We start from the raw sequence: 19,498 nt of genomic DNA on the forward strand, positions 1-19,498 counted from the left end.
GATATATTTTTATGCGGCCTTTATGCCCAACCTTGTGTAAAATCCCCTCAATTTGAGTTTTGATCGGTTCATTAGAACATATACCTATAGATTTCAAATTGCAGCACAGCTAACAAAGAAGCAACTTGAAAGATGAAAGGAATAGACCATTTCGTAAGACTTAAGGAGATACACCATGACAACTTATGCTCTGGTAGGCGATATCGGCGGCACAAATGCACGTCTGGCATTATGTGATGTGGATACCGGGCAACTGAGCGCAGTCGAATTATATCCTTGCGCGGATTATGCATCACTTGAAATCGTTATCCGCCATTATCTGGAACAACATAACTGCGAAATCAATGATAGCTGCATCGCCATTGCCTGCCCAGTGACGGATGATGTCATCAGTATGACCAATCACAGTTGGCGTTTTTCCGTCAGCCAAATGAAAGCGTCTCTGGGATGGAAGCGTTTTGAAGTGATTAACGATTTCACCGCCGTTTCCCTCGCGATTCCGGTCTTAGGTGCAGATGATGTCATTCAAATTGGCGGAAAACAACCTCAGGCTAAACGCCCTATTGCTGTTTATGGTGCTGGAACCGGACTGGGTGTCGCCCATCTTATTCACACCGGAACTCAGTGGATGAGCCTGCCGGGAGAAGGGGGTCATGTAGATTTTGCGCCGGACAGCGTGGAAGAAGATCATATGTTGAGTGTATTACGAGAAGAATATGGTCATGTTTCTGCTGAACGTATCCTTTCCGGGCCCGGGTTGGTAAATATTTATCGTTCGCTGATGAAACTTAACGATCAGCCAGCGGAAGATCTGACTCCCAGAGAGATTTCCGATCGCGCACTAAGTGGAAGCTGCCCTACCTGCAAGCAGGCGTTAGAACTTTTCTGTACAGCTTTGGGGCGTTTTGGCGGCAATCTGGCACTGAATATTGGTGCATTCGGCGGCGTTTACATTGCAGGTGGCATCGTCCCACGTTTCCTTGATTTCTTCCAAAAATCGGGATTCCGGCAAGGATTTGAAAACAAAGGCCGGTTTACAGGTTATGTGCAGGACATTCCTGTATACCTGATTACTCATGATAAGCCAGGATTATTGGGTGCAGGTTCTTATATTCGCCAATCGCTGGGTAAAACGATTGGTTAAATAGATTTGATATATCTTTTCCCCATGCTATTTACTTGATTTTATTATTATAATTTAAGGAGCATTTAGCATGGGTAGTCAGGTTTCAAACCCTATTGTTCCCCATTAAGAACCAGAATAGATTTTAAGCATGGAAAATTTTCGCTCTTACCAATTTACGATAAGCAATCGGCGTCAATTTGAAGTGTTGCTCAAATACCTTACTAAAGTAATAAGCATCCTTGAATCCTACTAATAGAGCAATATGCAGTAAGTTTAAGCTATTATCCGTTAACAACTGTTTGGCAGTTAATAAACGATGGTTCAGTATGTATTTATGTGGTGAGACGCCAACTTGCCCTTTAAACTTGCGCAGCAAGGTACTTTCCGATACACCAACATAAGCGGCAATATCTTTAATAGTGATAGGTGAATCAATATGCTGCTTAATATAGTCTTGTGCTATCGATACCATTTCATCAAATTGCGTATTACCTCCAATCTGAAAAAACGGTTCTGATTGGAAATTTGATACTTCATGCAAAAAATGTTTTTCAATAACCTCAGCAATTGGAATACCGAAAAGCTGGGCAATCAGATAAACAAGCAGTTCTGTTTGGGAATTAATACTCCTGACACAATAAATATTGTCACAATAGGTGATACTTGCTTTACGGTTCACATCTACCGTTGGAAAATGACGTTCAAATTTGTCATAAAAATACCAATGAGTCGTCGCTGTTTTTTCTTCAAGCAACCCCGCTTTCGCCAACCAACATACCCCCGTTCCTGTCGCAACGATAACAGCCTGATTTTCCTGTTGTCGACGCAACCACTCCAGAATATCTTCTCTACCCGCCATAGAAGCGAGTGGATTTCCCCACATGGGTGGCAGAAACACTAAATCAAAACTCACCGGATCTGAAAACCGATAATGAGAATGCAGAGTAATCTGTTCATTATTTTTTGTTAAATCACCAATAACAGACATATGGAGAGGTTCTTCTCTCTGCTGTTTTCGGCTTCTCAAATTACTCGCACTGTTTAACATATCCGATGCCAAAGTTATCCCACTTTGCAATGCCTTATCATATAAAACAAACGCTATTCTCATTCTTACCTCCACATATTGCGCCAGTCTATATACCCCTATTTCATTTCCAAATGAAAGATATGATGACCATATTCTGAGTTTTAATGACATGAATGTCAGTGTTCATAAATTATTCTAACTGATAGACTCCAATAAAAACCTTTTGGAGTTCATGATGAGTAAATTACCTGTAATTGTTGGTTTGGGTGGCATCAATGCAGCAGGAAGAAGTTCTGGATTCCACGGCTATAAACGCATTGTGTCAGATAGTCTCAAAGATGAAACCATGCAAAACACATGGGCTGATTTATGCAATCGGATGGGGATTATCAAAGATTCAGAATCTATTACAGCAGCCCATATTGAACGCGCCAAAAACGGAACATTGATAAGACGAATCACTCAGTTCGACCCCCAAAAGATGCTGAAGAACCGGATAATCACTGATATTGAAAATAACTCAGAAAGATTATTGAAGACCACATATACACCTCTTTTTGTCACTAGCGCAGGGCAATTACCAGAAGGATTTGAAATTGGCGATTTATATAACGCCAACCACCATCCACGTGGCTTACGCTTAACCGTTTATGGCGCTTCGGATTTATTAAATTCGATAGGGATGCCATGGTCAGATATTACTGCGTTGGTAGAACCTGATCAGATTTCGGTTTATGCCAGCAGTGCACTAGGTCAAATAGATCAATTTTCAATGGCAGGATTAATCGGCAATCCATTGAATGGTTCACGTGCCAGTTCCAAAATGCTTCCCCTTTCTCTGCCAGATATGCCGGCTGATTTCATTAATAGTTACATTATCAACAACCTTGGTACTACCGCAGCAAGTTTGGGGGCCTGTGCAAGTTTCCTCTATAACCTCAAACAGGGCATCAATGACATTAAGCAGGGCAAGGCCAAGGTTTGTTTAATTGGGTGTGCGGAAGCGCCTATCATCCCCGAAGTCATTGAAGGATTTAAGGCTATGGGGGCACTTGCCGAAGATCATCAACTCTGCAAGCTTGATGGAACCGATATCGTTAACCATCGTCGTACCAGTCGCCCATTTTCAACCAATGTTGGGTTTACCCTTGCAGAATCAACACAATTTGTGCTGCTGATGAGTGATGATTTGGCCTTGCAATGTGGTGCGAATATCCTTGGTTCTGTGCCGGATGTTTTTGTTAATGCAGATGCGAACAAAAAATCAATCTCTTCACCGGGAATAGGCAATTACATCACCATGATGAAAGCTGCCTCTCTTGCTAACCATTTATTGGATGGGAAATTGCAGTATTCCTACGTGCAGGCACATGGAACCGGAACACCGCAAAACAGAGTTACCGAAAGCCATATTATTAATGAAGTTGCTAAGGTTTTTGGACTCAATAATTGGGATATCACCGCCATTAAAGCGCATCTTGGACACTCCATTTCCGCCGCCGCAGGAGATCTATTAGCTAACGCTTTAGGTGTTTGGCAATATGGCTGGATTCCGGGAATTACGACGATTGATCACATTGCCGAGGATGTGCATGCCTCCAATCTAAACATCTTGATGCGGAATAAGTTTGTTGGTGAACGTGGTGAAGATATGAAAGCCACCATTCTTAATGCAAAAGGATTCGGCGGTAATAACGCAAGCGCCGTTGTTTTATCTCCACAAAAAACCATGCAGATGCTGGATAAAAAACACGGCAGCGCTTCCATCAGTACCTACTACAAACGCAATGAAATAGTTAAACGCAGAAGTGAAGAGCAAGATCAGGCAATTTGTCGCGGTGAAGAGTCCGTTATTTACAATTTCGGTAATGCCGTGCTGCAAGGATCAGATATCCAGCTTTCACGTCAGGAAATAAGATTTAATGGAGTCAAACAATCTATAAAGATGCCTAATGCTGATGAGTTTAGTGAGTTTTTATGAGGGGAGTATTGATTGGGATAGGGTTTAGTAATGAACCACGTGTTTAAAAAACTCCAGCCACGATGTGTAACGACCTTACCACTGGGGGAAGTTGAAATTGAATTTGTTTGTAAAGTTGACGAAATATGGTCATTCGTCGGGAATAAAAAGTGTCAACCTTATTTAGGATGGGACATTGTCTTAAAAAAAGCTCCTTATTCAAGGAGCCTCTTCTTACATATTATGTATTGTTCTAAAATCTTCCTTAAAACGGAATATCATCATCGAAATCCATTGGTGGCTCATTACTCTGTGGCGCAGGAGACGGAGACTGTGCCGGACGAGATGGAGCGCCGCCGCTGAATTGCTGAGATGCTTGTGGCTGCTGTGGTTGTCCCCAACCGCCGCTTTGCTGCATAGGCGCTTCTTGCCCTGCATTGCCACGGCCGCCCAGCATCTGCATGGTGCCGCCAACGTTTACCACGATTTCAGTGGTGTAACGGTCTTGGCCGCTCTGATCCTGCCATTTACGAGTCTGCAAAGAACCTTCGATATAAACCTGAGAACCTTTACGCAGATATTCACCCGCCACTTCTGCCAGTTTGCCGAAAAGTACCACACGGTGCCATTCGGTTTTCTCTCTCATCTCACCGGTTTGCTTGTCACGCCAGCTCTCAGACGTTGCCAGAGTAATGTTTGCGACTGCACCGCCATTCGGCATATAGCGAACTTCCGGGTCCTGCCCCAAATTACCCACTAAAATAACTTTGTTTACGCCTCTGCTGGCCATTGGGAATACTCCTGATGAAATGAATTTTGCTAAAAACAAACTTCTCTAATTATAAACAAAGTAGTTTACCATGCGAGGATTAAGTTTAAACATAGCATCGTTATATTATACTTTGCGAAGCGTATCGTACTTTACATTGTCTTGGTTTCAGCATGATTTCCCGTTAAATACTGTATATCCATTCAGCAATGTTTGTGCAATAATAACGCGTTTACAAATTTTGCACTGTCAATAATCTGGGAAATGGTATATGGATAACATCGAAGTTCGGGGCGCCCGCACCCATAATCTCAAAAATATCAATTTGATAATTCCCCGTGACAAGCTGATAGTCATTACCGGGCTATCTGGCTCTGGCAAGTCATCGCTGGCTTTCGATACCCTGTATGCGGAAGGTCAGCGTCGCTATGTTGAATCGCTCTCTGCGTATGCCCGCCAGTTTTTGTCATTGATGGAAAAACCCGATGTCGACCATATTGAGGGGCTATCCCCCGCCATTTCTATTGAGCAAAAGTCTACTTCCCATAACCCGCGTTCTACGGTCGGGACGATTACTGAAATCCACGATTATCTCCGTCTGCTGTTTGCACGTGTGGGTGAGCCGCGTTGTCCCGACCACGATATCACGCTGGCAGCCCAAACTATCAGTCAGATGGTCGATAATGTTCTGGCGTTACCGGAAGGCCAACGCTTGATGTTGCTGGCTCCTGTTGTCAAAGAGCGCAAAGGTGAGCACGCCAAACTGTTGGATAATCTCTCTGCACAAGGCTATATCCGTGCCCGTATTGATGGTGAAGTGTGTGATCTTTCTGATCCACCTAAACTCGAATTGCAGAAAAAACATACTATTGAAGTAGTCATCGATCGCTTCAAAGTACGTGCCGACCTCGTTCAGCGACTGGCAGAATCATTCGAAACTGCGTTGGCGCTTTCCGGCGGCACGGCTGTGATTGCCAATATGGATGATGAGCAAGCCGAAGAATTGGTTTTCTCTGCCAATTTTGCCTGTTCAATTTGTGGCTATAGCATGAGCGAACTGGAACCACGCCTGTTTTCTTTCAACAATCCCGCCGGGGCTTGCCCAACGTGTGACGGCTTAGGGGTTCAGCAATTTTTCGATCCTGATCGTGTTGTTCAGAATGAAGATATTTCCCTTGCAGGGGGCGCTATTCGTGGTTGGGATCGCCGTAATTTCTATTACTTCCAAATGCTGAGATCACTGGCAGAACACTATAAATTCGATATTGAAGCACCATTCAATCAGTTAAGCCCAGCCATTCGGAAAGTGGTTTTATACGGCTCAGACAAAGAATCTGTTGAATTTAAATACACCAATGATCGTGGCGATGTAACCGTTCGTAATCATCCCTTCGAAGGTGTTCTGCATAATATGGAACGCCGCTATAAAGAGACTGAATCCAGTGCAGTACGGGAAGAATTGGCAAAATATATCAGCAATCGTTCTTGCGTTTCCTGTGAGGGAACCCGATTGCGCAAAGAAGCACGTTTTGTCTTTATCGAAAATACTACGCTGCCGCAGATTTCAGATTTCAGCATCGGTCATGCGATGGAGTTTTTCCAAAATATCAAACTGAGTGGACAACGTGCGAAAATTGCTGAAAAAGTCCTGAAAGAAATCCATGATCGCCTGAAATTTTTGGTCAATGTCGGGTTGAATTATCTGACTCTTTCCCGATCAGCAGAAACCCTTTCGGGCGGCGAAGCCCAGCGTATCCGTTTAGCCAGCCAAATTGGCGCTGGCCTTGTCGGTGTGATGTATGTGCTGGATGAGCCTTCCATTGGTCTGCACCAACGGGATAATGAGCGTTTGCTGGAAACCTTGCTGCATCTGCGCAATCTGGGTAATACCGTTATCGTGGTCGAACACGATGAAGACGCCATCCGTGCGGCTGACCATATTATTGATATCGGGCCTGGTGCGGGTGTACATGGCGGCGAGATTGTTGCCGAAGGAACGATCACCGATATCATGGAAAGCAGGAAATCCCTCACAGGAAAATTCCTGAGCGGTGAACGCCAAATTGCGATCCCTGAACAGCGTGTACCAGCCGATCCAGACAAGATGCTGAAATTGATTGGTGCAAAAGGCAATAATCTGAAAAAAGTGACATTAAAATTGCCTGTTGGCCTGTTTACCTGTATTACGGGCGTTTCTGGTTCAGGTAAATCGACGCTGATCAACGATACGTTGTTCCCTATCGCACAGCGTCAGTTGAACGGAGCTACAAACATTAGCCCAGCGCCTTATATCGATATTCAAGGGCTTGAGCATTTTGACAAGGTGATCGATATCGACCAAAGTCCGATCGGCAGAACCCCTCGTTCAAACCCTGCTACTTATACTGGTGTATTTACACCGGTAAGGGAGTTATTTGCCGGCGTTCCTGAATCCCGTGCTCGTGGTTATACTCCGGGACGTTTCAGTTTCAACGTTAAGGGCGGACGCTGTGAAGCCTGTCAAGGTGATGGTGTAATTAAGGTTGAGATGCACTTCTTACCTGATGTTTATGTGCCTTGCGATCAATGTAAGGGCAAGCGTTACAACCGTGAAACGCTGGAAGTCAAATATAAAGGCAAGAATATTAATGAAGTGCTGAGTATGACTATTGAAGAGGCACGGGAGTTTTTCGATGCGGTTCCAGCACTTGCCCGTAAACTGCAAACCTTGATAGATGTCGGTCTTTCCTATATTCGTCTGGGGCAATCCGCAACAACACTTTCTGGCGGGGAAGCTCAGCGGGTAAAACTGGCACGGGAATTATCTAAAAGAGGTACAGGCCAAACGCTGTATATCCTTGATGAGCCAACAACCGGTTTGCATTTCGCAGATATTCAACAGTTACTGTCCGTTTTGCATCAACTGCGGGATCAGGGAAACACCATCGTCGTCATTGAGCACAATCTGGATGTAATCAAAACCGCTGACTGGATTGTCGATCTTGGCCCTGAAGGTGGCAGCGGGGGTGGTGAAATACTGGTATCGGGAACACCAGAAGAAGTTGCTAATTGTCAGAAATCTCACACTGCTCGTTTTTTGAAGCCAATACTTGAACGTGATTAGTTTACTTCCTTAATTAAAATAATTTACTATCCTCCCCACGCCGTGGGGAGTTTTTATCTGCCTTCAACCAAATTGTTAACCAATAAAACCCCCATGACTGCCAAACAAAATTTTTTGGCAGTCAATCCGTACGAAATAACCTTTCGTGAATCAGCATCCTATTGTTGATCTAATATTATTACTAATCACATTTTTCATGCACTAATGCCATAATGTCATAACATATGCTTTAAATTCATAATGGAGATTAAACATGTATATGTTTTTACCGTTCTTAGTCGCACTGGTTATCATTGCCACCGTCATTACAGGCAAAAAAAAGCTGACGTATGTACTTTGGTTCGCTTTATTCATCATCATGGTATTCTGGTTTAAATATCATGCCACTGATGCATTGAATCTTTCTTTCTGAATCGGAGGCCACAATGAATAATACAATGTCAGCACCACGTAATATTAACCTAGCGATGGCCTTGAATATCCTTGGTCTATTCGGTATCAGTGTAGTTTTAATAGTCGCATTTTATTACCAATTAGCACGTTTTGAACTCCCTTGCCCATTATGCTTATTGCAACGCGCGGGCATCATCATGATTGGTTTCGGATTTTTATTTAATATTTATTTTGGCATAAAAAATGGTCATTATAGCCTTTCAATACTTGGCTGTATTGTGACTGGGTTCGTTGCTATGCGTCAGGTTTCCCTTCATATCCTGCCGGGAGATACGGGATATGGTTCAACGTTCTTCGGATTACATTTTTATACCTGGGCTGCAATCCTATCTATTCTGACCATTATTGCCATCGCAGTTATCATGCCGCTGAAATCCGGCAATACTGATATGGCAAGATACACCCCACCAACATTAGGCAAAATTGCCATGGGTTTGTTCGCATTGTTAATCGCGGCTAATCTGGTTTCTACCATATTGGAATGTGGCGGCGGACAATGTGATGACAACCCAACGTTCTATCAATTACTGCAAAAATAATCCTTGCATATTAAAGCCATAAGAATAGTAAGGCTGCGGTATTCCAGCAGCCTTCTAATTTCGACAAAACTCTCAGAAATACTTTTCGAAGTTATCAGCTCAACATCACAGAATCGATAAAATAGCAGACTTCATGTGCTTCTTCAGGCACAGGAACCTCCAGTTTATCAAGCATCCTATCCATCACCTTATCCGGTACCGCATATTGGCGATTATTGTTCTGCTGACGCCAGCGCTTATAATCTTGCTCAATATAAACAATCCGCACTCTGGCGTTATAACTCACAAACAACTTGATCAATTGCTGACGCATTTGTCCCGTTAAGTTAGTCGCATTCCAGATAAAATCTTGCCTGCTACGTAGTTTTTCTCTGGCTTGCTGTTTCGCTTGCTGTACGACCCAACCATTGGCATTTTTATCTTCCGGATTAATTTGATGCGCTCGACGAATCGCGTCCAGACTGATCACTGATATCCCTTTACCATACTGCTGAATAAAGTGGTCTTTACCCATACCCGGCAATCCGCACAACAATGTCACTTGGCTACCGTAGTCATCATAAGGTTGATAGTCTGGCTGTTCGCTGTCAGAGGAAAAGTAATGAAATCGTGCTTCACCAGAAGAAAATGCCCGGGGCTTACGCCAGCAACCTTGCTCACGGCAATAAAGTTCAAACAGTTCAATACGCTCGAGTAACTCTTGCGGATCGTGACATATGCGCCCCAATACATCAGCTTTTGCCAGTAAAGTCAGCAAATAAGTATCAACACGCAATGAAGCTGCCAATAATGCCTTTTGTGGGTTGGGTTTTTCCATTAACCACAATGGTAACCCATGAAAACGTACAAGCGCGGCAATTTGTTCCCGTATTACAAATGGTGTAGGTATTTGCTGAAACAAAATTTGTCTGGTCGACAGCTCCCCTTTACGGGCATGCCCCGGAGAAATAATGCGTCCGTCCCAATCCACCCGTGTAGTGCTGCGTTTCTCTACATCGTGTAACAGTGCTGCCGTCCAGAGAATTTCCTGTTCTTCCGCCGTCAGTAAGGAATATTCCGGCAATTGTTCCAATGCAGACAATACCATTTGGGTATGGATCGCGACATCACCTTCCGCATGATGGATGGGATCTTGCTGAACCCCATCCATATCAGCGATAAAAGAGAAAGCAGAGGATAAGTCTTCCCACGATTTATTGTGGCTGAATAACCCACTCATTTCCTTCCTCCTTCCGTACTGCATTTATTCGAATTAGAAAGATATTCAAAATATAGAGGTGCTCTTTGCCAGTTCCTTTTCCAATGGGTATCTGTTTTGACATGATTTTTTCGCACATATTTAAAGACATGATGTGGAAAATCAGTAACCAAATATTCCCCCGCATCGCGGCTAACAATGCCTTCCATTGAACATGATTTTTTGTTCTGTGTATCCCATGAAGAAAAACAACTTCCCTGCTTTGCCATTTCAATAATGTTTTGCATAAATACTGATTCATTCCTTATTTCAGGAATGTTGATTTCAGGCACAGTCGGAAAATCAAATAATGTTGCATAAAATTTTACTTCTTCCCAACTGAGCCAGATATCTTTAATGCGCCCAGCAAATACGAAGAAGTATTCTTCAAGATAGCGATATTCAATGGAGTGAATGGCATAAAGGTTTTCGCCAAAGATCTCAATATCACCTAAGTCACCTTTCAGCAACTGCCAACGCTGGCGAATTTGTTGAGTCCATGCCGATTGCGTTGGTGCAGCATGCGAACGGGCAAATACACCATATTTATTCAGGCAATTATTTTCACCGTCCAGCTTTTCTGTGTGAACAAGCTGCTTAATGTTTTGTATATCCTGCCACCAATGATGATTAATACGATCGTCACTGGTCGTGCCTGGCGAGAACGGGTAATGGAACGTTCTACCATACTTTCTTGATTGCATATCCATAATGCTTTGACTCTTTTAATAATTATCGCAATAAAAACGCAATTGCGTCTTTACGGGTTAATGTTCATCCTAATAACTGATGAAAGAGCTCAAGAGTGGGTATTACATTTTCTTTATTTCCATTCAGTTAATCTTTTGGCTTTAAAAGATTAAGTTAAATATTCAAGTGGATTAGGTATTAAGGTGAAAGGGAAGTATTAAAAATTCAGTTGATCACTATATAGTAAACCATCATTAATTGACATGGCGAACAAACTTCAAGCAAAAATAACCAATAAAAATCTTCTATTTTAGGCTATAACAGAGATATCTGTAATATAGAAACTCATTTTCTATCGTTATGCGGGATATTCTTTACCTTCTATACCCAATGGATTTCAAGTTGCGTCGCGGCGGCAAGGGAACGAATCCCCAGGAGCATAGATAACTATGTGACTGGGGTGAGTGAGTGCAGCCAACAAAGAGGCAACTTGAAAGACGAAGGGTATACAAGTAGTACCTGCTTGATTCGCGTACTTGGTGAAATTTCCCCTGCCCATCATTAGAACAAGGGAAATTTATAAATCTTACAGACGATAAAATGACTAACTCACCGCAGCAAACGCCTCTGCGATGCGCTGTACGTTATGATGATTCACGCCCGCCATGCAAACACGACCAGAACCGACCAGATAGACACCAAACTCTTCACGCAGTCGATCGACCTGTTCCTGGCTGAATCCGGTATAACTGAACATACCGCGCTGTTTCAGCAAATGATCAAAGTTTTTCTCTGGCAAGGATTTTTTCAATGCGTCGACCAACACTGTCCGCATTTCCCGAATACGCAAGCGCATCTGTTCAACTTCTTCCAGCCACTGAGTTTTTAATTCAGGGGTACTTAATACTCTTGCTACAACCTGAGCACCAAAATTTGGCGGGCTGGAGTAAATGCGTCGCACACTCGCCTTTAATTGGCCCAAGATACGTTCAGTTACTTTTGCATCATCACCAATAACGGATAGACCACCAACACGCTCACCATACAGTGAAAATATTTTTGAGAATGAATTACTGACCAAACAAGGTAATTCGGCATTTGCCATTGCCCGGATTGCATAAGCATCTTCCTCCATGCCATCTGCAAATCCCTGATAAGCAATATCGAGGAAGGGAATCAATGCCTTCTCTTTGGCAACTTGCACTACCTGATCCCATTGGTCATTGTTTAAATCAGACCCCGTTGGATTATGGCAGCAAGGATGCATCAAAATAATGCTTTTTGCCGGCAATTGTTTAAATGTTGCCAACATTTCATCAAATTTTACCCCTTTAGTTTTATCATCAAAATAGGGGTAATAATTCACTTTGATCCCTGCACCAGCAAAAATAGCGGCATGGTTTTCCCATGTTGGATCACTACACCACACTTCAGAATCAGGGAAATAACGGTGTAAAAAATCAGCCCCCACTTTTAATGCGCCTGAACCACCCACGGTTTGAATGGTCGCGACACGTTTCTGATTTAATAAGGGGTGATCTTTACCGAACAACAATTCCTGAATTGCCGCACGATAGGCAAGTAATCCTTCCATTGGGAGATAAAGAGAAGCAGATGATGGCAGAGCACACATTTGCTCTTCAGCAACTGCAACAGCCTGCAATTGTGGGGTTATGCCTTGTTCATCGTAGTAAAGCCCAATGCTCAAATTAATTTTTTCTGCACGGGAATCGCTATTAAATTTTTCCATCAACGACAGGATAGGATCGCCTGCATACGCATCAACATTCTGGAACACTTTTCATACTCCCTGTTATTGAATATACCCGTCGTCTTCCAAGTTGCAGTTTTATTGAGCTGGATTATTCACCTCAACCACACAGTTAGCTATGTGCCTGGGGATTCATTCCCTCGCCGTCGCGCTACATCTTAAAATACAGTGGGTATATATAAGAAAATGTACTGACAGACAATATAACTTACCGAATTATTCGTCTAGATATTCCATCGCAACACGTGAAGTCAGTTTCGTAATCAACTCATAAGCGCTAGTCCCTGAATGTTGGGCTATTTTTTCAACTAACAGGGCATTCCCCCAAAGGGTAACTTCATCGCCTACTTTATCCTGACACTCTGGCCCTAAGTCTACGGTAATCATATCCATGGAAACACGCCCAACAAGTGGTACTTCCCGGCCATTAATGAATACTGGCGTACCCGCGGGTGCGCTACGGGGATAACCATCACCATATCCCATCGCCACGACACCAAGATAAGTATCGCGTTCACTATTCCACGTACCACCATATCCCACTGATTCACCCGCTTTATGTTTACGCACGGCAATCAAATTGGATTTTAGTGTCATAGCAGGAATTAAATTGAAATCAGCCGCTGTTTTACCCTCTATCGGCGAAGCTCCGTACATCATGATACCAGGGCGAACCCAATCCAAATGGGCTTGTGGCCACAATAAAATTCCACCTGATGCGGCTATGGATTTTTCACCAGATTTATCCGCAATAAATGTCATAAAGCAATCAATTTGATGTTGGGTAGTTTCTACGGTAGGTTCATCTGCACGGCTGAAATGACTGATGATATTCACGGGTTGTTCGACGTTATGGCAACGGCTCAGGCGTTGATAAAATTCTTCTGCTTCATCAATCCTGATGCCCAGACGGTGCATGCCTGTATCCAGTTTCATCCACACTTTAATCGGATGGGGCAAATCCGCCTGCTCTAATGCTTCGAGCTGCTCAATGCTGTGGACTATAGTTTCAATGTGGTTGACGACCAGAACGGGCAAATCTGCCGCCTCAAAAAAACCCTCCAATAGCAAAATCGGCTTGCCGATCCCGCCACTACGCAGCGCGAGAGCTTCCCCAATCCGGGCAACGCCGAAACAATCAGCGTCTTCCATTGTGTACGCAGTTTCTAATAAACCATGTCCATAGGCGTTTGCTTTCACAACTGCAATCAGTTTACTGTCAGGAGCTTGTACTCTAACCTGTTGCAGATTATGTCGCAGAGCGCGGCGGTCGATAACAGCAGTTGCCGCTTTCATTTCGTCCCCTTTTTATGATTTTCCGATCAAGAGTGGTAATTAAAAGCCTATCCCCATTATTTTGGACGCTGCTTATTTCAGGTCATTTGAATATGAACGATAGGCACCAGAATTATTCGTCGCTATAGTTTGGCCCTGCATAGTTATCGAACCGTGACCATTGGCCATTAAACGTCAGCCTTACCGTCCCTATCGGACCGTTACGCTGTTTACCAAGAATGATTTCTGCTACGCCTTTCAGTTCACTGTTGTCGTGATAAACTTCGTCACGATAGATAAACATGATCAAGTCAGCATCCTGTTCGATAGAGCCTGATTCACGCAGGTCGGAGTTAACCGGACGTTTATCAGCTCGCTGTTCCAAACTACGGTTAAGCTGGGAGAGAGCAACAACCGGCACTTGGAGTTCTTTTGCCAATGCTTTCAATGAGCGTGATATTTCGGCAATTTCCAGTGTCCGGTTATCAGATAAAGAGGGGACTCGCATCAATTGCAGGTAATCGATCATAATCAAACTAAGCCCGCCATGCTCACGGAAAACCCGTCGCGCACGGGAACGTACTTCTGTCGGCGTCAAACCGGATGAATCATCGATATACATATTACGTTTTTCCAGCAAAATCCCCATGGTACTGGAAATCCGTGCCCAATCTTCATCATCAAGTTGACCGGTACGAATGCGCGTTTGATCCACGCGAGAAAGGGATGCCAACATACGCATCATGATCTGATTACCGGGCATCTCAAGGCTGAAAATCAGGACTGGCTTATCCTGCATCATCGCTGCGTTCTCACACAGGTTCATCGCAAAGGTAGTTTTACCCATTGAAGGACGCGCTGCCACAATAACGAGATCTGATTTTTGTAAACCAGCCGTTTTTTTATCCAGATCCTGATAGCCTGTAGAAACGCCTGTCACACCATCATGCGGACGCTGATAGAGTTGTTCAATTCGCTCAACGGTTTCTTCAAGGATCTGTTCAATACCTTTCGGGCCTTCATCTTTACTTGCCCGGTTTTCTGCAATCTGGAATACCCGTGATTCAGCCAGATCCAAGAGCTCTTCGCTAGTCCGCCCCTGCGGATCGTAACCCGCATCTGCAATTTCATTTGCCACCGCGATCATATCGCGCACCACCGCACGTTCGCGGACAATATCGGCATAAGCGTTGATATTCGCAGCACTTGGGGTATTTTTTGACAACTCTGCCAGATAGGCGAATCCACCTACCTTATCAAGCTCGCCATTCTGTTCAAGAGATTCCGATAACGTAATCAGGTCGATAGGTTTACCCGTTTCGAGTAAACGCTGCATTTCAGAAAAAATACGCCTGTGTGGTCGGCTGAAAAAGTCATTGCTGGTAACCCGCTCAGAAACATTGTCCCAACGTTCATTATCCAGCATCAAACCGCCCAACACGGATTGCTCTGCTTCCAAAGAGTGTGGTGGAAGTTTCAGCCCTTCCATTTGGCGATCTTTTGGTTCAGCCATACTGTTGTTAGTTGGTTTTTTTCCAGCCATGTATACCGCGTCAATCCACTAAACAAAAAACGAAATAGCGCATCAGTATACGCCATGAAAACAGCCTTGAGTAATTATATATAGTCTATACTTGTAATTAAAACACAACTGATTGATATTGAATAAATAATCCTCATTTTATAACGCGTTTGTTTTCGTTTGTTTATATAATTGTTTATACATAGAACACTGAACAAACCTATAAACAAAGCATAAGATAAAAACACTGTGAAAGAAAAGAAAGAATGAAAGTGAATTTGTGATCAATAAAACTGGAGCAATAAACTAAGAGTTCTGGCCTTGTGAGAGATTGCAACGCACTTCGGCGGGAGCTATCGAGGTGACAGGAGAGAATGTTACTGCCAGTGAGAAGATACCCCGTTACGGCTATCTTCCCGGTGATTTGCAAGTGAGAACTGACTATTTTTATGATTTGTCTCGAACCTTACGCTCAATAAGCTGACCGTCCATATCAAAATATCGACTAGGCCATATTTCAGAGGGATGTATTTCGAGATAGTTAGCAATAATCCATTCGCCTTTAGGCCACGGACGGCTAAGCGTATTTGCCAGTGTAGATGAACTGAGTCCCGCTTCACGAGAAACAGCCGCTAAGGTTGTACCACGTTTACGTAATGCAGCAATAATATCGGCTTGATGCCAGTCATTTCTGATGTTGTTATTCATTCCTGCTACCCCTTCCATTAATTAATATTGATGGTGGCGATTCAAGGCAGGGTTCGCGGACCGGGAACCATCTTCCGGCAAGGCGTTAGCCTTCCCTACCTGAACCGCCATTGAAAGGGCGATAGCAAGCACACTGGCAGAAACTTCCTACCAGTGGATGGTTCTTAACAAGGCCGCGACGCCTTGACCATTAGATTTTGCTAATGGCATGGCTACTTTAACTGATTGGTTTATCGGGTTCAATATGCGAATCAGTAAAAGCGCTTACCTTTTTACGTTATATCCCATCAAAGTTAGCCAGTCGCTGCTGCTGTTCATCACTTAAGGTAAATGCAAAGTCTTCATGCTCGGCTTGCCATGTACCAAAACTCATCAAGAATGCAATTGCCGGGTCTATCTTATTCGCAGACTTCTTTTTGTTCGGCTTGATATTGGCGTTAGCATCGGTTTCCATCACCACATTAGACAGCGCCCATGCCAGCACCGGATCGCCGTTGTGACGAATGACTTTGCGATTCACGAACACCTCAGCGGATTTCGCTACCGGGCTAAACCGCATATAGGTTTGCGGGAACGGCTCAACGTCCAGCCCTGCGCCCTGTAGCTGAGTGCGTAAGTGTGTGGCGTTCCATGTGTCGAAGCCCACCAGTTTGATATCAAAGTGCTGGCTGTCGCTGAGAATATCATCACGGATACGGTCATAATCTATGCAATCGCCCGGTGTTATGCGTATCCAGCCCATTTGTGCCCATTGCCGATAGATTGCCCGATTCTTGTTGGCCGGATTCTGTAACTGTGCTTCGGGCAGGTAGTGGCGGGTCAGTAATAACAGCTTATTGTCCACGGGGAACGTGTAACAAATGCTGGTGATATCGCCTGTTGAGGACAAATCTAACCCAGCGTAACACTCCAAACCTTTGAGGTCGCTTTCATCGTATTCTGTCTGGCAGGCTTTCCATGCGCCGTCGCCCATCCACGGCGTTTCACCCTGACACCAGATATTAAAGCGTTTGGTTAACATCTCTGTCCATTGTGACGGGATGCCCCGTGCTTTCTGAATGGTGTCATGCAGCGCAGCGCTATCGACTGACACATTGAGATTCGGATTGGCTTTTATCCAGAGTGATTCATCATCAATCTCGTTCTCGTCGTCCAGTTCGTATATCAGGGCGAACAGGGAAGCGTTTTGCTCTTCGCCTGCCAGTATCTGACAGCAATAATCATAGTGCTGCTTACAGGCGGATATCACGTTACTGCCTGCCGTAGTAATGGCAAACAGAATACCTTCGGGACGTGCGCCCATCCCCAGCTCAAGGGCAGAGTAAACCGCATTATCCGGGTGCAAATGGTACTCATCGACAATAGCCAGACTGGGGTTGGTTCCTTCAATCGTTGAGGCTTTGGCTGCCAGTGGCTTTAGCAGGCTGTTACTCTTTGCATAAGTCACTTTGTGTTGCTGGATAGCGACCCGTTTCTTGAGGGGTTTGGATAACAGGCACATCTGGCGGGCATCATCAAACACAATACGCGCCTGATCCCGGCTCACGGCGGCGGTGTAAATATCCTGCTGTCCCTGTTCCATGACCAAGAACCAGTTCGCCAACATTGCAGCAACCGTAGATTTGGCATTTTTTCGTGGCACCTGAATATAGGCACTACGGTATTTCCGGCGACCTGTGGCCTTCACTTTGAAGCCGAGCAGATTAGCAAAGGCGAATTGCTGCCACGGCTCAAGCATGATGGGCTTACCGCGCAAGTGGCCTTTGACGTGGGGGCAGAGGCGGGAAAAGCCAATAAAACGCTCTACCACTTCGGTATCGAACGTATAAAGCGGGTTATTCCGGTTGTTATAGTAGCGTTTCACGGCCTGTTTCAGACGCTTACAGGCTGGAATAGTGCCATTTTCGACATCAAAAGCGTACTGCTCCCATGCGTTCATAGGCTGTCTCATCAGGCAATCAGTGCGTCTAAATCATCAGGCTCGTCGCTTTCGACCGGATTTCGACGGCGGGATACCGGATCAAAGCCCAGCAGTGACGACATTTTTATCATGATTTTTTCGGCATCCGCTTTCGCTTTCAATGACGGGTTACTGGTTGCTGCGCCGCGTGAACCTTCCACCGCGAACCCGCGCACTTCAATATCGGCCACGGCTTTACGGTAAATCGCATAGTTGACGCAATACAGTTCTAGGTTGTTCCAGTCAGCCGGGCTGAGGTCGTCACGTTCGTTAAGGATTTTTGCTTTCGATTTCCATTGCTGCGCGGCGATATCATTTAAATACTCAGGGGGTTTGGGTGCTCTTGCCATAATATATTGTTTCCTATGAAGATTACTGCTATTGAAAAAAGTACCGTGCATAAAAATTTGAGGAGGCGGCGGTTCTTTTTAGCGGGGCGTTTGTCATTTTTGATACCCCCACCTAGTTATCTCATTGTGTTATTATCATTCAATCAACCAATCACGACGCTTTGCCGCCTCTGCTTCCCGTTCCCGATACTCACCATTCTTACGCCGCTGTTTGGTTGCCGGGTCTGTCTGCACGGTCTTACGGTTATGGCAGCCATGGCACAGGGCTTGATGATTGAAGTCAGGCCAAAACAGCACATCACTGTCACCGTCTATCGGTATGATGTGGTCAACGATGGTTGCAGGTGTATAGCTGTTCTGCGTGAGGCAGTGGACACATAACGGATTAGCCTTGAGGTACATCAGTCTATATTTGCCCCATCGGTTACTGTAGCCACGTTCGGTACGTGTGCCTCGCTGCTTGTCCTGTTGCCGTCTGGCTTCTCGTTGATGCTCCACACAGCGACCCGACTTTACCCGTTGCTTACATCCCGGATAGCTACAGCGCTTTAATGGTTGCCACGGCATTAGTAGATCCCCACATCACGATAGACAGACCACAATGACTTGATAGAGAACGGCACTTCTTTAAGCTCAATGTCTGTCGCCATCGCTCGATTCTCATACAGCAAGCCGATATACAGTAAACAGCCCACTTTGATAGCAGGATTGAATATCAAGCCCTCTTCAAATCGCTTACCGATATGTTGCTGGCAGACTTCTAGTGCAGCCTCGGCATAGCCCTTAAGCAGTTCATCTTCAAGCGTATTGCTTTCATCTATCCGGCAATGCTGTTTGATTTCATTCAGGGGAATAACCATTTTATCCATTCAATAAGCCTCCCTTACAAAGCAACTCTAAGCGGGTATGTTGGGGATCGGGGATAACTGCCACAATGTTAAACAATTGACCGTTGGTACTGTCACCCTGATAGAAGATACGGTTTGCGGTGGTGATATAGCACGG

The 19,498-nt window shown here is 44.5% G+C and carries 17 protein-coding genes and 2 pseudogenes; 6 read left to right on the plus strand and 13 right to left on the minus strand.

Going from position 1 to position 19,498, the window contains the following annotated elements:
* The first annotated feature begins 175 nt into the window (after nt 1-175).
* Nucleotides 176-1,144 carry a glucokinase gene (glk, locus tag AB204_RS02880; protein ID WP_047961877.1) on the plus strand — a complete coding sequence of 323 codons (969 nt, stop codon included), beginning with the start codon at nt 176-178 and terminating at the stop codon, nt 1,142-1,144.
* 124 nt (nt 1,145-1,268) lie between these two features.
* Here glk and AB204_RS02885 read toward each other — a convergent pair whose 3' ends face one another.
* Nucleotides 1,269-2,237: a GlxA family transcriptional regulator gene (locus tag AB204_RS02885; protein ID WP_047961878.1), complete on the minus strand. Its 969-nt coding sequence runs from the start codon at nt 2,235-2,237 to the stop codon at nt 1,269-1,271.
* Between the two features lie 151 nt (nt 2,238-2,388).
* Between AB204_RS02885 and AB204_RS02890 the strand changes: the two genes are divergently transcribed.
* Together AB204_RS02890 and AB204_RS23365 are read left to right on the plus strand one after the other, a co-directional pair.
* On the plus strand, nt 2,389-4,137 hold the full coding sequence (locus AB204_RS02890; RefSeq protein ID WP_235428015.1) for a beta-ketoacyl synthase: 1,749 nt from the start codon (nt 2,389-2,391) through the stop codon (nt 4,135-4,137).
* Nucleotides 4,138-4,182: 45 nt separating this feature from the next.
* Nucleotides 4,183-4,326 (plus strand): annotated as a pseudogene (locus AB204_RS23365) (IS1 family transposase); the annotation flags it as partial.
* Between the two features lie 55 nt (nt 4,327-4,381).
* On the opposite strand, the gene ssb1 reads toward AB204_RS23365, so the two are convergent.
* On the minus strand, nt 4,382-4,906 hold the full coding sequence (gene ssb1, locus AB204_RS02895) for a single-stranded DNA-binding protein SSB1 (RefSeq protein ID WP_047961880.1): 525 nt from the start codon (nt 4,904-4,906) through the stop codon (nt 4,382-4,384).
* Between the two features lie 250 nt (nt 4,907-5,156).
* On the opposite strand from ssb1, the gene uvrA reads away from it, so the two are divergent.
* The 3 genes from uvrA to AB204_RS02910 all read left to right on the plus strand — a co-directional run bounded on the left by uvrA (nt 5,157) and on the right by AB204_RS02910 (nt 8,980).
* Nucleotides 5,157-7,988: an excinuclease ABC subunit UvrA gene (gene uvrA / locus AB204_RS02900; protein WP_047961881.1), complete on the plus strand. Its 2,832-nt coding sequence runs from the start codon at nt 5,157-5,159 to the stop codon at nt 7,986-7,988.
* A gap of 253 nt (nt 7,989-8,241) precedes the next feature.
* A complete protein-coding gene (locus AB204_RS22990) occupies nt 8,242-8,400 on the plus strand; it encodes a DUF5993 family protein (RefSeq protein WP_167336737.1) in 159 nt (52 codons plus the stop codon).
* Between the two features lie 13 nt (nt 8,401-8,413).
* The gene (locus tag AB204_RS02910) at nt 8,414-8,980 is read left to right on the plus strand and encodes a disulfide bond formation protein B (RefSeq protein ID WP_047961882.1); all 567 of its coding nucleotides are present in this window, start codon (nt 8,414-8,416) and stop codon (nt 8,978-8,980) included.
* 94 nt (nt 8,981-9,074) lie between these two features.
* Here AB204_RS02910 and AB204_RS02915 read toward each other — a convergent pair whose 3' ends face one another.
* From AB204_RS02915 to AB204_RS24105, 11 genes and pseudogenes are all read right to left on the minus strand, one after another.
* Complete coding sequence (locus tag AB204_RS02915) at nt 9,075-10,199, minus strand: AAA family ATPase (RefSeq protein ID WP_047961883.1); 1,125 nt, start codon at nt 10,197-10,199, stop codon at nt 9,075-9,077.
* Nucleotides 10,196-10,927, minus strand: a complete 732-nt coding sequence (locus AB204_RS02920) for an RNA ligase family protein (RefSeq protein WP_047961884.1) — start codon at nt 10,925-10,927, stop codon at nt 10,196-10,198. Before AB204_RS02920 ends, AB204_RS02915 begins: the two co-directional genes overlap by 4 nt.
* 584 nt (nt 10,928-11,511) lie before the next feature.
* Nucleotides 11,512-12,705 (minus strand): amino acid aminotransferase, encoded by a 1,194-nt coding sequence (locus tag AB204_RS02925; protein WP_047961885.1) that lies wholly within the window; start codon nt 12,703-12,705, stop codon nt 11,512-11,514.
* A 189-nt stretch (nt 12,706-12,894) separates the two neighbouring features.
* Complete coding sequence (alr, locus tag AB204_RS02930; RefSeq protein WP_047961886.1) at nt 12,895-13,974, minus strand: alanine racemase; 1,080 nt, start codon at nt 13,972-13,974, stop codon at nt 12,895-12,897.
* A gap of 112 nt (nt 13,975-14,086) precedes the next feature.
* Nucleotides 14,087-15,496: a replicative DNA helicase gene (gene dnaB / locus AB204_RS02935; protein ID WP_047961887.1), complete on the minus strand. Its 1,410-nt coding sequence runs from the start codon at nt 15,494-15,496 to the stop codon at nt 14,087-14,089.
* Nucleotides 15,497-15,922: 426 nt separating this feature from the next.
* The gene (locus AB204_RS02940; RefSeq protein ID WP_047961888.1) at nt 15,923-16,183 is read right to left on the minus strand and encodes a helix-turn-helix domain-containing protein; all 261 of its coding nucleotides are present in this window, start codon (nt 16,181-16,183) and stop codon (nt 15,923-15,925) included.
* A 277-nt stretch (nt 16,184-16,460) separates the two neighbouring features.
* Nucleotides 16,461-18,122 (minus strand): terminase large subunit, encoded by a 1,662-nt coding sequence (locus AB204_RS02945; RefSeq protein ID WP_047961889.1) that lies wholly within the window; start codon nt 18,120-18,122, stop codon nt 16,461-16,463.
* An 11-nt stretch (nt 18,123-18,133) separates the two neighbouring features.
* The gene (locus AB204_RS02950; RefSeq protein WP_047961890.1) at nt 18,134-18,493 is read right to left on the minus strand and encodes a phage terminase small subunit P27 family; all 360 of its coding nucleotides are present in this window, start codon (nt 18,491-18,493) and stop codon (nt 18,134-18,136) included.
* Between the two features lie 135 nt (nt 18,494-18,628).
* The gene (locus tag AB204_RS02955) at nt 18,629-19,060 is read right to left on the minus strand and encodes an HNH endonuclease (RefSeq protein ID WP_047961891.1); all 432 of its coding nucleotides are present in this window, start codon (nt 19,058-19,060) and stop codon (nt 18,629-18,631) included.
* A complete protein-coding gene (locus AB204_RS02960) occupies nt 19,060-19,362 on the minus strand; it encodes a head-tail connector protein (protein WP_047961892.1) in 303 nt (100 codons plus the stop codon). Before AB204_RS02960 ends, AB204_RS02955 begins: the two co-directional genes overlap by 1 nt.
* Nucleotides 19,355-19,498 (minus strand): annotated as a pseudogene (locus AB204_RS24105) (phage head closure protein); the annotation flags it as partial. The pseudogene AB204_RS24105 and the gene AB204_RS02960, both read right to left, overlap by 8 nt.

The sequence above is a fragment of the Xenorhabdus khoisanae genome, from assembly GCF_001037465.1.
In the GTDB taxonomy this organism is placed as follows: domain Bacteria; phylum Pseudomonadota; class Gammaproteobacteria; order Enterobacterales; family Enterobacteriaceae; genus Xenorhabdus; species Xenorhabdus khoisanae.